This window comes from Janthinobacterium sp. PLB04, assembly GCF_021165895.1.
Lineage (GTDB): Bacteria > Pseudomonadota > Gammaproteobacteria > Burkholderiales > Burkholderiaceae_D > Janthinobacterium > Janthinobacterium lividum.
On sequence record NZ_CP088968.1, the window covers coordinates 2,762,018 to 2,776,171 of the forward strand.

Sequence of the window (14,154 nt, forward strand, 5' to 3'; positions counted from 1 at the left end):
CACGGACAACGGCGCCGATAACTAGCAGATAGTAGAGATAACATGACCTCAGTCCCATTGACCAAATACGGCGCAGAACTCTTGAAAGAAGAGCTGCATCATTTGAAGACCAAGGAACGCCGCATCGTCATCGATGCGATCGCCGAAGCGCGTTCGCACGGAGATTTGTCGGAAAACGCCGAGTACGATGCCGCCAAGGAACGCCAGGCCTTCGTCGAAGGCCGCATCGCCGAACTCGAAGGCAAGCTGGGTGCAGCGCAAATCATCGACCCGACCGCGCTCGACGCGGAAGGCCGCGTGGTGTTTGCCTCGACCGTGAACCTGGAAGACCTGGAATCGGGCCAGAAAGTCACGTACCAGATCGTCGGCCTCGATGAAGCCGACCTGAAAATGAACAAGGTTTCCGTGACGTCCCCGATCGCCCGCGCGCTGATCGGCAAGTACGCCGGCGACGTGGTGGAAGTACAGGCGCCGTCCGGCCCGCGCGAATACGAAATCCTGGAAGTACTGTACATCTGATGCTGGGCCGCGTGCGCATCCTCGTTGCCACCCTGTGGGCCGGCAGCCTGTGGACCATCGGCTTCATCGTGGCGCCGACCCTGTTTGGCACTCTGAGCGACCGCGTACTGGCAGGCAATATTGCCGGCAGCATGTTCCGCGCCGAGGCCTGGCTGTCGATCGCCTGTGCGCTGGTGCTGCTGGCCTTGCTGCAATGGGCTCCCGGCGCGCTGGAACTGAAGCGCCGGCGCCTCTTGGCAGCGCTGGTGCTGTCGATGCTGGTGTGCGCGCTGCTCAGCCATTTCGGCATCTCGCCCCTGATGGCCGAACTCAAGGCGCAGGCGCCGTCGGGTATCATGGACGAGGCCATGCGCAGCCGCTTCGGCATGCTGCATGGCGTGTCGACCCTGATCTTTGCCGTGCAGAGCTTGCTGGCGGGCGTGCTGATCTGGAAGCAGCAGTAATCGCCTCGGGTGTTGTCGGATTATGCGCTGCGCGCTAATCCGACCTACATGACATACGTAGGTCGGATTAGCGAGGCCGCAGGCCACGCGTAATCCGACAATCGCCGGCGTGTGAATATCGTAATAGCAATAAAAAAAGCGGAGCAGGGAATATCCCGTGCTCCGCTTCTTGTTTCAAGCCCGGCCGCCTTGCGGTTGCCGGGTGAACAGGCTTACTTGCTGCCCAGTGCGCTTTTCTTGGCGCTTTTCTGACGTGGCTTGGCACGCTTGATGGAACCGCCTTCGGTAACGCGCTCATTGCCCTTGATCATGACTTTCGTCACGCTCGGGCGCTTGGTGCCGCTGGCGCTGGCCTTGACGATGGTCACTTCGCGCATGCCTTTGCCGGCGCTGACCTTCTCCTTAACCACTTCTTTTTTCGGACGGTAGATTACCAGCAGTTTGCCAATATGTTGTACCGGGGCGGCGCCGAGATTGCCGCAAATCGTATCGTACATTCCGACGCGCGCTTCGCGGTCGTCGCCGAACACGCGGACTTTAATCAGGCCGTGCGAATCCAGGCCAAGGTCGATCTCTTTGAGGACAGCAGGTGTCAAGCCCGCTTCGCCAATAATGACGATAGGCTTCAGCGCGTGTGCTTCGGCGCGCAGTGCGCTGCGCTCTACGGGTGTAAGTTTTAGCATAATAATATTTAGTAATTCCCTTAAAAGCAGTATTCTACGCGAATGGCAAAGAAGAAATTAAACAAAAACTGGTTGCACGACCACATAAATGATCCTTATGTGAAGTTGGCGCAAAAAGAGGGCTACCGCGCCCGGGCAGCATACAAGCTCAAAGAAATCGATGAAGACGAGAAACTGATCAAACCTGGCCAGGTGATTGTCGACCTTGGTTGCACTCCCGGCAGCTGGGCCCAGTACACGCGGCGCAAGCTGGCCGGCAAGGACGGCGGCGGGGTCAATGGTACCCTGATTGGCCTGGACATGCTGGAAATGGAGCCGATCGCCGATTTCCACTTCATCCAGGGCGACTTCCGCGAAGCGCGCGTGCTGCGCCAGCTGGAAGTGGTGTTGCAGGGCCGCAAGGTCGACCTGGTCCTGTCGGACATGGCGCCCAACCTGTCGGGCATCGCCACGGCGGATGCCGCGCGCATGGAGCACTTGATCGACCTGGCCATCGAATTTTCGCAATTGCACCTGAAGCCGTCTGGCGTGCTGCTGGTGAAATGCTTTAAAGACATGGGTTTCAGCCAGATCGTGGAGAAATTCCGCGCCGAATTCAAGGTTGTAGTGCAGAAAAAGCCCAAGGCCAGCCGCGATAAATCGTCGGAAATCTTCCTGATGGGCCGTGGAATCAAGAATCCGCTGAAAAATGCCGTGGAAGAAGATGATTCCGCCCTTGATATTTAAGCGGGAATCCGCACATGGGAACGAGAAGTGCAGTAGCGTCTGATGGCATAAAAGCCTAAATTGTTTATACTGCATTTTTTTGCGTGAACGCGATTTTTTCGCGCGCACGGATCGGCGGGCTTTGGCACGGCCCGCTTATTGCGAGTAAAATCGTGTTTCTAGCTATAGGTAAAGAGATGCGCACTGCATCCAAGGAGTCTTCGTGAATAACATGTTTTCCAAATCTGCCATCTGGGTAGTCGTATTGCTGCTGTTGTTCATGCTGTTCAAGCAATTCGACAGTCATGGCGCCACAGGCGGCAGCAAGGCCATCGCTTATTCCGATTTGCTGGATGAAGTCAAAGCCAAGCGCGTCAAGGATGTCGTGATCGAAGGTTCGTCGATCACCGCCAAGCTGATGGACGACACCAAGGTGCGTACCACCGCCACCAGCCTCGACAAGGGCCTGATCGGCGACCTGCGCGACAATGGCGTGCATTTCGATGTGCGTCCGCCCGAGGAAGCGTCTTTCCTGCAAACTATTTTTGTTTCCTGGTTCCCCATGCTGCTGTTGATCGGCGTCTGGGTCTTCTTCATGCGTCAGATGCAAGGCGGCGGCAAGGGCGGGGCATTCTCGTTCGGCAAGTCGAAGGCGCGCATGATGGATGAAGCCAGCAACACCGTCACCTTCGCCGATGTCGCCGGTTGCGACGAAGCGAAAGAAGAAGTCAACGAAGTGGTCGACTTCCTCAAGGATCCGAGCAAATTCCAGAAACTGGGCGGCCGCATTCCCCGCGGCGTGCTGATGGTCGGTCCTCCGGGCACGGGTAAAACCCTGCTGGCGCGCGCCATCGCTGGCGAAGCCAAGGTGCCGTTCTTCTCGATTTCCGGTTCCGACTTCGTGGAAATGTTCGTCGGCGTGGGCGCCAGCCGCGTACGCGACATGTTTGAAAACGCGAAAAAGCATTCGCCATGCATCATCTTCATCGATGAGATCGACGCTGTCGGCCGTCACCGCGGTGCCGGCATGGGCGGCGGCAATGACGAGCGCGAACAGACCTTGAACCAGTTGCTGGTCGAGATGGACGGTTTTGAAGCGAACTCCGGCGTGATCGTCGTGGCCGCCACCAACCGCGCCGACGTACTCGACAAAGCCTTGCTGCGTCCAGGCCGTTTCGACCGCCAGGTGTCCGTCGGCTTGCCCGATATCCGCGGCCGCGAGCAGATCTTGAACGTGCACATGCGCAAAGTACCTATCGGTACCGACGTGAAAGCCGATATCCTGGCCCGCGGCACCCCTGGTTTCTCGGGCGCGGACCTGGCCAACCTGGTCAACGAGGCAGCCCTGTTTGCCGCGCGCCGCAGCAAGCGCCTGGTGGAAATGGCTGACTTCGAAGACGCGAAAGACAAGATCTACATGGGTCCAGAGCGTAAATCGATGATCATCCGCGAGGAAGAGCGTCGCAATACGGCTTACCATGAGTCCGGTCATGCCGTCGTTGCCAAGTTGCTGCCGAAGGCTGATCCCGTGCATAAAGTCACGATCATGCCGCGCGGCTGGGCCCTGGGCCTGACCTGGCAGCTGCCGGAACACGACAACTTGTCCGCCTACAAGGACAAGATGCTGGAAGAAATTTCCATCCTGTTCGGCGGCCGTATCGCCGAAGAGATTTTCGTGGGACAAATGTCCACCGGTGCGTCGAACGACTTCTCGCGTGCCACCAAGCTGGCCCGTTCCATGGTGACCCGCTTCGGCATGTCCGACAGCATGGGCGTGATGGTCTACGAAGACAGCGAAAACGAAGGTTTCTTCGGTGGCGCCACCAAGACGATCTCGGAAGCGACCCAGCAAAAGGTCGATGCTGAAATCCGCAACATTCTCGACAAGCAATATGCTTTGGCGCGCACCTTGCTGGAAAGCAATCGCGACAAGGTCGAAATGATGACCAAAGCCTTGCTGGAATGGGAAACCATTGATGCAGAGCAAATCAACGACATCATGGCCGGCCTGGAGCCGCGTCCACCGAAAGTCATCCCGCCACGCCGCAATGCGGGCGGTGATAGCGGCACGGGCGGCATCTCGCCAAACGTGACGGCACCAGCCTGATAACGGCCGCCCCGACCGGCGGCGCGCAATCAAAAGGGTAAGGAGCAATCCTTGCCCTTTTTCGTTGGCGCGCCAGATTTTCCTGACGACTACAAAGATTCACATGCGACACTATTTGCAATTCGGCCGTTTCGGCTTCAACCTGCAGGGCACGCAAGCGCTGGTGATGGGCATCCTGAACATCACGCCCGACTCGTTTTCCGATGCGGGCCAGTATCAACACCTGGAGTTTGCCATTTCGCGCGCCGAGCAGATGATACTCGACGGTGTCGACATCATCGACATCGGCGGCGAATCGAGCCGTCCCGGCGCGCCGCCGCTGCCGCTGCAGGATGAGTTGCAGCGCGTCATGCCGGTGCTGTACGCCTTGCGCGACTGCGGCAAGCCCCTGTCCGTCGATACGTACAAGCCGGAAGTGATGCGCGAAGCCATCCTGGCGGGCGCCGACATGATCAACGACATCAACGGTTTCCGCGCGACCGGCGCCATCGACGCCGTGCGGGACAGCGATTGCGCGCTGTGCATCATGCACATGCAAAGCGTGCCGCAAACCATGCAGGACCAGCCTCAATACGAAGACGTGGTGCGCGAAGTCATCGACTTCCTGCGCGAACGCATCGACACGATGACGGCGGCCGGCATCGACCGCGAACGCCTGTGCGTCGATCCCGGCTTTGGCTTCGGCAAGACGGTGGAACAGAACTATGCCTTGCTGCGCGCCACGCGCCAGCTGCGCAGCGAACTGGACCTGCCTGTGCTGGCCGGCCTGTCGCGCAAGTCGATGATCGGCGCCGTCACGGGACGCCCCGTCGAGCAGCGTCTGGCCGGCAGTGTTGCCGGTGCGCTTGCTGCGGTAGCACAAGGTGCGGAAATTATCCGTGTGCATGATGTAGCTGAAACCGTCGATGCACTGAAGGTCTGGCGCATGGCGCACTGAGCCTGTAAGATTCATTATAAACAACAAAAAGAGAAATACTATGACGCGTAAATATTTTGGTACTGATGGCATTCGTGGCCTGGTGGGCACGGCGCCGATTACCCCCGATTTCGTCATGCGCCTCGGCTATGCTGCCGGCAAGGTGCTGGCCAAGTCGCAAGGCGGCAAGACCCGTCCGACGGTGCTGATCGGCAAGGACACGCGCATTTCCGGCTACATGCTGGAAGCGGCGCTGGAGGCGGGCCTGTCGGCCGCAGGCGTGGATGTGATGCTGGCCGGCCCCATGCCGACGCCGGCAATCGCCTATTTGACGCGGGCCCTGCGCCTGTCGGCCGGTGTCGTCATTTCCGCTTCGCACAATCCGTATCATGACAATGGCATCAAGTTCTTTTCCGGCCAGGGCACCAAGCTGCCCGACAGCGTAGAACTGGAAATCGAAGCGGCGCTCGACGAACCCATGGCTTGCGTGCCGTCGGACAAGCTGGGCCGCGCCAAGCGCCTCGATGATGCCCAGGGCCGCTACATCGAATTTTGCAAGGGCACCTTCCCGAACGAGCTGGACTTGCGCGGTCTGAAGATCGTCGTCGATTGCGCGCACGGCGCCGCCTACCATATCGCGCCGCACGTCTTCCATGAACTGGGCGCGGAAGTCATCGCCATCGGCAACAAGCCCGACGGCTTCAACATCAATGCGGGCTTCGGCGCCACGGCAACCAAGGCCATGGCCGAAGCCGTCGTCGAGCATGGCGCGGACCTCGGTATCGCCCTTGACGGCGACGCCGACCGCCTGATCATGTGCGACGCCACCGGGCGTCTGTATAACGGCGATGAGTTGTTGTACGTCATGGTCAAGGACCGCCTGGCGACAGGCGCCGTGGCCGGTGCCGTCGGCACCTTGATGACGAATATGGCGCTGGAAGTGCTGTTCAAGCAGCAGGGCATCGGCTTTGCGCGCGCCAAGGTGGGCGACCGCTACGTGCTGGAAGTCATGAAGGAAAAAGGCTGGATCCTGGGCGGCGAAGGTTCCGGCCATTTGCTGTGCCTGGACAAGCACACGACGGGCGACGGCATCGTCTCCGCGCTGCAAGTATTGTCCGCGCTCAAGCGCAGCGGCCAAAGCCTGCAGCAATGCCTCGCCGAGCTGGTGCTGTTCCCGCAAACCCTGATCAACCTGCGCGTGGCGCCCGGTTTCGACTGGCAGAAAAATGCCGCCATGGTGGCCGAGAAGGAACTGGTCGAGGCCGAGCTGGGCGACACGGGCCGCGTGCTGATCCGCGCTTCGGGCACGGAACCGCTGATCCGCGTAATGGTGGAAGCGAAAGACAAGGAGAAGGCCGAGTCGATGGCGCGCCGCATCGCCGATAAAGTGACCGCGTGACAGGCAGGAACCGATAGTTATTTCCATCTAATTCGTCTATGGCAATTGACGAAATTGGGTGGGGGCGTTATTATCTTGTCTTCGGAGTGTGGCGCAGCCCGGTAGCGCACCTGGTTTGGGACCAGGGGGTCCAAGGTTCGAATCCTTGTACTCCGACCAAAGTCATAAGCGGGCTGTCAGAAATGACAGCCCGTTTTCTATTCCGCGCTGGCATTTCATTGCTGGCGCGCATGGATTAAAATACTGCACCTCTCCGCCCATCGTTCAACGGATAGGACAACGGTCTTCTAAACCGTGAATGGGGGTTCGATTCCCTCTGGGCGGACCAGTTTCATACTGGCCACGATCATGCGGCGGCAAGCTGCCGCAACGCAGCTCCTCTTTCCCTCCATTCGGTTTTCGCGCAGCTGCTCACGGCTGCGCAAACAGTACCACGCTCAGCAAATACAGCAGTGGCGCCGCGCACAGCAGCGCCGAGCATGCCGAAATGATTTTTCTGTTGGCCAGTCGGGCCAGGCGCAGTCGTTCCCGCACGGGCAGGTGCTGGCGGAGCACCTTGCGTGCGCGTGGCTGAAACGGTTGTTCATGCATGAGGACTTCCTCGTCGGTCGGCAGTGGATGCCGCCAAGCATAGCGAGGGGAGTCTAAAAATAGTGTAAACAGTGGGCGTGGCGCCGCAAGTGCGGCGTAAACAGGCCGCGCGTGTGGAGGGCGGCAGCAGGCGCTGGTGCGCCGCTGCCGTTCATGCTGTTTACTTTCCTTGGCGGCGGCGTGCCAGGAAGCCCAGCAGGCCCAGGCCGGCGAGCAGCATGGCATAGGTTTCAGGTTCCGGCACGGCGGAAATGAAGGCCCTGTAATTGCTCAGATCCTTGGGCAGGCCCGCCACCGTGAAGGTAGTGCCGGCAGCCACGGGAGCGGCCCAGTGGAACACCAGTTCGCCTTTGCCGAAGTGGATGGCCAGGTAGTCATAGGCGGCCGCGCTCGTATAGGAATTGACACCGCCACTCAAGCCTGCCGTGGTGCCGGCAGTGCAGCCCGAAGTGGCGTTGTCGCAATACGAGACGGCGGCGCCCAGGCTGGTGCCGAACACGCCATTGATATAACCCTGGATGTCCGAGGGACTCTGTGGTACCAGGTTATCGTCATAATATTTCACCTGCAGTGCCGGCGATGGTGAATAGGTGACGGTGCTGCCGGCGATGACGAAACCGCTGGCCGGACCCACATCCACCCAGGTGGCCGCTTGCGCCGCACTTGCCAGTACAGTCATTGCGGCCAGCATGGATGCCTTGATGGCAATGCTCTTTATGCTTTTCATGAAAATCCCCTTGTGCTTGAGACAGTCGCTTCATGGTGTCGGGACGCGTCCCTGCATGCCGGGGAAGTCATCCCATTGCCCGTTTTTAGCTGCTTTTACCTATTTCCTGCGCGTAGTGAATACGCATATGAAAGCTTACTCTTGATATAAATTAATACAATTTTAATAATTCTATTGGTTGGCTTGACAACATCGTATATGGCTATGTTTGGCTGTGCCAGCGATAGCCACCATGAGGTTGGGAAATGGCGTGACAAGGACGCCAGTTTGTGCCGGCGGCGTCTTGCCTTGGGGAAGGGAGGGGGGAGTGTCAGTCGCTGTTGTTGCTGACGCCAAATAGGCGATCCTTGGCGTTGAGCAGCTTTTGCACCTTGGCGCCCATTTTCATCAGCTGCGCCATCGATTCGGGCGACAGGCGCTGCAAGTCGTCGAACCAGGTGTTGGCCAGGTCGACCAATTCATACATTTCGCGCATGCGCTCTTGCGCATACTGGTCCACGGGTTCCGTGGCCGGCGCCAGCAGCGATTCGCGCAGCACCGTCAGGGTGGGCGCCACTTCGCGGCGGCGGCGCTCGGCGGCCACCACGCGGAAGATTTGCCACACATCGCCCAGCGAGGAAAAATACTCGCGCCGGTCGCCGGGAATGCGCGACTGGCGTATCAAGCCCCAGCCCTGCAATTCCTTGAGGCCGATGCTCACGTTCGAACGTGAAAAACTCAGGTGTTCCGCGATTTCATCCGCGTGTAAAGGATGCTCCGCGACAAACAACAAGGCGTACACTTGCCCCACCGTACGGTTAAAGCCCCAGCGGCTGCCCATCTCGCCAAAATGGCTGACGAAGGTCAGGATCAGCGGCGTCATTTGGATATGTTGAGTTTTCATAATTATCTGAATTTTTTCACGCCACACCCGCAGGGTCAATTGATATATGTCATGTTTCGCAGTATTATACAAAATATCGAATTTACAGAAAATTCTGAAAACTCAAGAAGTATAGAAGATGCCGACCACGCCCTTGTCCTTGCCCCGCTTTATTCTTCCCCGTATCGCCAGCCTGGCGCAGGGCGGTGCCGCCTTGCTGTGGCTGCCACAAGCGGCCTTGCTGGCCTGGGCCGTGCAAGCCATGCAGGGCGGTGCGCCCTGGCGCGCGGCCCTGCTGCCGGCCGCTGGCGTGCTGCTGCTGGGTGTGCTGCGCGCCGGCTGCGAAGCGTGGGGCGCGCGGCGCATGTATGCGGCGGCGCGCGAGCACCTGTCGACCTTGCGCGCGCAAGTGGCGCAAGCGCTGGCGCAGCGTTCGCCGCTGGACCGCCAGCGCGCCCAGTCGGGCCAGGCGGCCAGCATCATCGCCGAACAGGCCGAAGCCATCGTGCCGTATCTGGTGCGCTACAAGCCGGCACGCTGGAAAGTCATGCTCGTGCCGCTCGTGATCCTCGCCGTGGTGACGCCGCTGTCGTGGATCGCCGCCTTGATCCTGCTCATCGCTGCGCCCCTGATCCCCGTCTTCATGGCCCTTGTCGGCATGGGCGCGCAAGCTGCCAGCCGCGCACAGATGGTGGAAATGGGCAGCATGAACGCATTTCTGCTGGACCGCCTGCGCGGCCTGGCCACCTTGCGCGCGCTCGACGCCGTCGACGCCACGGCTGAACGGCTGGACGCCTCGTCGCAATCCGTGCGCCGGCGCACGATGGTGGTGCTGCGCATCGCCTTTTTGTCGTCCGCCGTGCTGGAACTGTTTTCCGCGCTGGGAGTGGCCATGGTGGCGGCGTTTATCGGTTTCTCCTTATTGGGCAGCATCAATTTCGGCACCTGGGGCCGGGAACTGAACCTGGGGCAGGGCTTGTTCATCCTGCTGCTGGCGCCGGCGTTTTTCGAGCCCTTGCGCGAACTGGCCGCCGTCTGGCATGACAAGGCAGCCGGCGAAGCGGGCCTGGCCGGCTTGCATGACCTGGCGGGCGAGGGCGTGCCCCTGCCTGGCGCGCAGGTACTGCCTGCCGCCGTCTCCGCCGCCGCCATGGCGGTGGCGGCACCGCCCGCCGTGGAGCTCCGGCAATTGCGCTTTGCCCATCCCGGCGAGGCCCCCGTGTTCGACGGTTTCGACTTGAAGGTGCTTGCCGGCGAGCACGTGGCCCTGCTGGGCGCCAGCGGCGCCGGCAAGACCACCTTGCTATCCTTGCTGGCCGGCTTGCTGCCCGCCAGCGGCGGCGAGATCCGCATCGGCGGCGTGCGCCTGACCGACAGCACGGTCAATACCTTGCGCCAGCGCATGGCCTGGATGGGGCAGCGCCCGCACGTGTTTGCCGCGTCCGTCAGCCAGAATGTGACCCTGGGCCGCGTTGGCGCGAATGCCGCGCAAGTGACGCAGGCCCTGCACCTGGCCGACCTGGCTGCCGTGGCGCAGGCGCAGCCGGCCGTCATGCTCAGCGATGGCGGCCAGGGCTTGTCCGGCGGCGAAGCCGTGCGCCTGGCCCTGGCCCGCGTGGCCCTGCATCCGCATGCCGACCTGCTGCTGGTCGATGAACCGACGGCGCACCTGGACAGCGAAACGGCGGCGCGCGTGACGGATGCCTTGCTGGCACTGGCGAAAGGCAAGACGATGATCGTCGCCACACACGACCCCGTACTGGCTGGCCGCCTGCAGCGCACGGTGCAGGTCGATGCCCGAGTCCTGGTACAGGAGCAGCAGGCATGAAAAATTCACTGATACGCAACCCCGTCCTGCGCCAGTTGCTGCTGGCCCAGCCCGGCAAGCTGATCGGCGGCGCCTTGCTGGCGGCCCTGACGGCGGTGTCCGGTATGGCCTTATTGGGCTTGTCCGGCTGGTTCATCACGGCCACCTCGATCGCCGGCCTGCATGCTTGCACCGCGATCCTGTTCGACGTGTTCGGACCGTCGGCCGGCATCCGCCTGCTGGCCATTGGCCGCACGGGCTCGCGCTATGCGGAGCGCCTCGTTACGCACGACGCCACGTTCGCCGCGCTGGCCAGCATCCGCGTGCGGCTGTTCCGCGGCTGGTCGCGCCCGGAAGCGGCCAGCCGCCTGTTGCGCCAGCCCGCCAAGCTGCTGTTCCGCCTGACGGCCGATATCGATGCGCTCGAATCGCTGTACTTGCGCCTGCTGGTGCCCGCCTTCACGGCCTTGTGCGCGGCCTTGCTGGCCGGCGTGGCGCTGGGCGTGATGCAGTGGCAGCTGGGCCTGGGCCTGGCCGCATGGCTGCTGGCCGCCGGCGGGGGCATCAGCTGGATCGTCGCGCAGCGCGCCCGCCGTCCCGCCATCGTGCGTTCGCGCGCCATTGAAAAATTGCGTTCGGGCACCATCGACCTGGTGGCGGGCCAGACGGATCTGGTGATGGCGGGCCGCATCGACGCCCAATGCGCGGCGTTGGCGCAGATCGACCGCTCGCTGGCGCAAGCCGATTTTGCCCTGCTGCGCCTGGAGACGGCTGCCGGCGCCGCGTATGGCGTGGCGGGCAGTGCGACCCTGGCTGGCGTGCTGCTGGCCGTGGCCGCGCTGCTGGAGCAGCAGGCGCTGAACGTGCCGCTGGCGGCCCTGGCCCTGCTGATCGCCCTGACGGCCGTGGAACCGTTTGCGGGACTGCGCCGCGGCGCGCTGGAAGCGGGCCGCATGCTGCTGGCCATGCGCCGTCTGGCGCCGCGCCTGGCTGGACGGGACGTAGCGGTGCCGCCCGTGGATGCCGCGCCGGGCTTGCGCCTGGAACGCGTGAGCGCCGCGCATGCGGGCAGCCATGTGGCCATCTTGCATGACGTATCGCTGCACATCGCGGACGGCGAGCGCGTGGCCTTGATCGGCCCCAGCGGTGCGGGCAAGTCGACCTTGCTGGCCATCGCCGCGCGCGAGCTGGCACCGCTGTCGGGCACGGTAGCCGCGCCGCGCGCCTGCCTGTTTACGCAGAAGACGGAATTGTTCCAGGACAGCTTGCGCGACAACCTGCGTCTGGCGGATCCGTCCGCCAGCGATGAACGCCTGTGGGAAGCGCTACAGGCGGCCGGCCTGGACGACGAAGTGCGGGCCTTCGCGGACGGCTTGGGCACCATGCTGGGCGAGGGCGGCCTGGGCTTGTCGGGCGGCCAGGCGCGGCGTTTGGCGCTGGCGCGGCTGTTCCTGCACGAGTCGACCTTGTGGCTGCTCGACGAAGCGACGGAAGCGCTGAATGCGGGGACGGCAAGCGACGTCTTGCAGCGCCTGCGGATGCGCAGCGAAGGGCGCAGCTTGCTGATCGCAACCCACTTGCGGCGCGAAGCGGCGCTGGCGGACCGGCTGCTGCGCATCCGCGACGGCCGCATCGTCGAAGAGCTGCGGCGCGGCACGGATGGCTTCGAAGCGGCCCTGGCGGGCTTGCGGGGGGATTAACAAGAACGGAGACAGGCGGTACCGCAGGCCAGCCTGAAGGCAGCGGAACCAATCGAATCGCATCAGATAGATACCAAGTTTACAATTACAGTAGGGAAACACCAAGGAAATCATATGGACTTCGATATTGTCGCTTTATCCAGACTGCAGTTCGCGCTGACAGCTCTGTACCACTTTATATTTGTTCCGCTGACGATCGGCCTGTCAGTGATCCTCGCCATCATGGAGACGGTTTACGTGATGACGAACCGCCCCATCTGGCGCGACATGACCAAGTTCTGGGGTGTCTTGTTCGGCATCAACTTCGCCATGGGCGTGGCGACGGGCATCGTCATGGAATTCCAGTTCGGCATGAACTGGAGCTATTACAGCCATTATGTGGGCGACATTTTCGGCGCGCCGCTGGCCATCGAGGGCTTGATGGCCTTCTTCCTGGAAGCGACCTTCGTCGGCCTGTTCTTCTTCGGCTGGGACAAGCTGTCGAAGCGGGGCCACCTGGTCACGACCTGGCTGGTGGCCATCGGCTCGAACTTCTCGGCCCTGTGGATCCTGATCGCCAACGGCTGGATGCAAAATCCCGTCGGCGCGGCCTTCAATCCGCAAACCATGCGCATGGAAGTGACGGATTTCGGCGCCGTGCTGACGAATCCCGTGGCACAGGCGAAATTCGTGCACACGGTGTCTGCCGGCTATACGGCCGCGGCCGTGTTCGTGCTGGGTATTTCTGCCTGGTATCTGCTGAAGGGCCGCCACGTGCAGCTGGCCAAGCGCTCGATGACGGTGGCCGCCTCGTTCGGCCTGGCCGCCTCGCTGTCGGTGGTGGTGCTCGGTGATGAAAGCGGCTACCTGTCGTCCGAACATCAAAAGATGAAGCTGGCCGCGATTGAAGCCATGTGGACCACGGAGCCAGCCCCGGCCGCATTCACGGCCATCGGCTTCCCTGACGCGAAAGCGCGCGAAACGCATTACGCCGTGCATATCCCGATGGTGATGGGCTTGATCGGCACGCGTTCGCTGACGACGGAAATCCCTGGCATCGAGCAACTGGTCGACCGCGGCGAGCTGCTGATCAAGGATGGCATCAAGGCGTATGACGCGCTGCAGACCATCCGCGGCGTGGCGCCAGGCAGCCCCGTGCCGCAAGAGGCGAAGGACATGTTCGAGTCGAAAGGCCAGTCCATGGGCTATGCCTTGCTGCTGAAACGCTACGTGGATGACCCGCGCCAGGCCACGCCCGAGCAGATCCGCAAGGCCGCGCTCGATACCGTGCCGCCCGTGGCGCCCCTGTTCTGGTCCTTCCGCGTGATGGTGGGCCTGGGCATGTTCTTTATCTTGTTGACTGGTACGTTCTTCATCCTGTCGACGCGCCGCACCCTGGACAAGCACCGCTGGCTGCTGAAACTGGCCGTGTTCGCCATCCCGCTGCCGTGGGTGGCCATTGAGGCGGGCTGGATCGTGGCCGAAGTGGGCCGCCAGCCGTGGGTGATCGAAGGCGTGCTGCCAACGGCCGTGGCCGTATCGAACCTCGGTGCCTCGACCTTGCTGATCACGATTGCCGGCTTTGCCGCCATCTACACGGTGCTGTTGATTATCGAAATGAAGCTCATGCTCAAGGCCATCCGCAAGGGGCCGGAAGAGAAGGCGCCGGCCCCCGTGCCAGCCCCCGCTGCCATTCAGACTCAACGCGCCTAAGGA

The 14,154-nt window shown here is 61.9% G+C and carries 13 protein-coding genes and 2 tRNA genes; 11 read left to right on the forward strand and 4 right to left on the reverse strand.

The window, feature by feature from the left end; genetic code table 11:
- Positions 1–42 precede the first annotated feature (42 nt).
- A complete protein-coding gene (greA, locus tag LSO07_RS12285; protein ID WP_034757428.1) occupies positions 43–519 on the forward strand; it encodes a transcription elongation factor GreA in 477 nt (158 codons plus the stop codon).
- Complete coding sequence (locus LSO07_RS12290) at positions 519–962, forward strand: DUF4149 domain-containing protein (RefSeq protein WP_170846433.1); 444 nt, start codon at positions 519–521, stop codon at positions 960–962. The genes greA and LSO07_RS12290 overlap by 1 nt, the downstream gene beginning before the upstream one ends.
- A 212-nt stretch (positions 963–1,174) precedes the next feature.
- Here LSO07_RS12290 and LSO07_RS12295 read toward each other — a convergent pair whose 3' ends face one another.
- Positions 1,175–1,645 (reverse strand): YhbY family RNA-binding protein, encoded by a 471-nt coding sequence (locus LSO07_RS12295; RefSeq protein WP_010397237.1) that lies wholly within the window; start codon positions 1,643–1,645, stop codon positions 1,175–1,177.
- A gap of 42 nt (positions 1,646–1,687) precedes the next feature.
- On the opposite strand from LSO07_RS12295, the gene LSO07_RS12300 reads away from it, so the two are divergent.
- The 6 genes from LSO07_RS12300 (at position 1,688) to LSO07_RS12325 (ending at position 7,100) form a co-directional block, all read left to right on the forward strand.
- Complete coding sequence (locus LSO07_RS12300; protein ID WP_034757436.1) at positions 1,688–2,371, forward strand: RlmE family RNA methyltransferase; 684 nt, start codon at positions 1,688–1,690, stop codon at positions 2,369–2,371.
- Positions 2,372–2,573: 202 nt separating this feature from the next.
- Positions 2,574–4,457: an ATP-dependent zinc metalloprotease FtsH gene (gene ftsH / locus LSO07_RS12305; protein WP_034786027.1), complete on the forward strand. Its 1,884-nt coding sequence runs from the start codon at positions 2,574–2,576 to the stop codon at positions 4,455–4,457.
- 103 nt (positions 4,458–4,560) lie between these two features.
- A complete protein-coding gene (gene folP / locus LSO07_RS12310; protein ID WP_070279803.1) occupies positions 4,561–5,394 on the forward strand; it encodes a dihydropteroate synthase in 834 nt (277 codons plus the stop codon).
- 40 nt (positions 5,395–5,434) lie between these two features.
- A complete protein-coding gene (glmM, locus tag LSO07_RS12315) occupies positions 5,435–6,772 on the forward strand; it encodes a phosphoglucosamine mutase (protein WP_099387364.1) in 1,338 nt (445 codons plus the stop codon).
- 82 nt (positions 6,773–6,854) lie between these two features.
- Positions 6,855–6,931 (forward strand) — tRNA-Pro (locus tag LSO07_RS12320).
- 94 nt (positions 6,932–7,025) lie between these two features.
- Positions 7,026–7,100, forward strand: a tRNA-Arg gene (locus LSO07_RS12325).
- A gap of 83 nt (positions 7,101–7,183) precedes the next feature.
- On the opposite strand, the gene LSO07_RS12330 is transcribed toward LSO07_RS12325, so the two are convergent.
- The 3 genes from LSO07_RS12330 to LSO07_RS12340 all read right to left on the reverse strand — a co-directional run bounded on the left by LSO07_RS12330 (position 7,184) and on the right by LSO07_RS12340 (position 8,952).
- Positions 7,184–7,363, reverse strand: a complete 180-nt coding sequence (locus LSO07_RS12330) for a hypothetical protein (RefSeq protein WP_034786023.1) — start codon at positions 7,361–7,363, stop codon at positions 7,184–7,186.
- 160 nt (positions 7,364–7,523) lie between these two features.
- Positions 7,524–8,090: a PEP-CTERM sorting domain-containing protein gene (locus LSO07_RS12335; protein ID WP_225317284.1), complete on the reverse strand. Its 567-nt coding sequence runs from the start codon at positions 8,088–8,090 to the stop codon at positions 7,524–7,526.
- 310 nt (positions 8,091–8,400) lie between these two features.
- Positions 8,401–8,952 (reverse strand): GbsR/MarR family transcriptional regulator, encoded by a 552-nt coding sequence (locus LSO07_RS12340; protein ID WP_170909696.1) that lies wholly within the window; start codon positions 8,950–8,952, stop codon positions 8,401–8,403.
- Positions 8,953–9,091: 139 nt separating this feature from the next.
- Here LSO07_RS12340 and cydD point away from each other — a divergent pair, with 139 nt between their 5' ends.
- The 3 genes from cydD to LSO07_RS12355 all read left to right on the forward strand — a co-directional run bounded on the left by cydD (position 9,092) and on the right by LSO07_RS12355 (position 14,151).
- Positions 9,092–10,780, forward strand: coding sequence for a thiol reductant ABC exporter subunit CydD (gene cydD, locus LSO07_RS12345; protein ID WP_151094466.1), 1,689 nt, complete (start codon positions 9,092–9,094; stop codon positions 10,778–10,780).
- Positions 10,777–12,459 carry an amino acid ABC transporter ATP-binding/permease protein gene (locus LSO07_RS12350; protein ID WP_151094469.1) on the forward strand — a complete coding sequence of 561 codons (1,683 nt, stop codon included), beginning with the start codon at positions 10,777–10,779 and terminating at the stop codon, positions 12,457–12,459. The genes cydD and LSO07_RS12350 overlap by 4 nt, the downstream gene beginning before the upstream one ends.
- A 114-nt stretch (positions 12,460–12,573) precedes the next feature.
- Positions 12,574–14,151, forward strand: a complete 1,578-nt coding sequence (locus LSO07_RS12355; RefSeq protein ID WP_099387367.1) for a cytochrome ubiquinol oxidase subunit I — start codon at positions 12,574–12,576, stop codon at positions 14,149–14,151.
- The last annotated feature ends 3 nt before the right edge of the window (positions 14,152–14,154 follow it).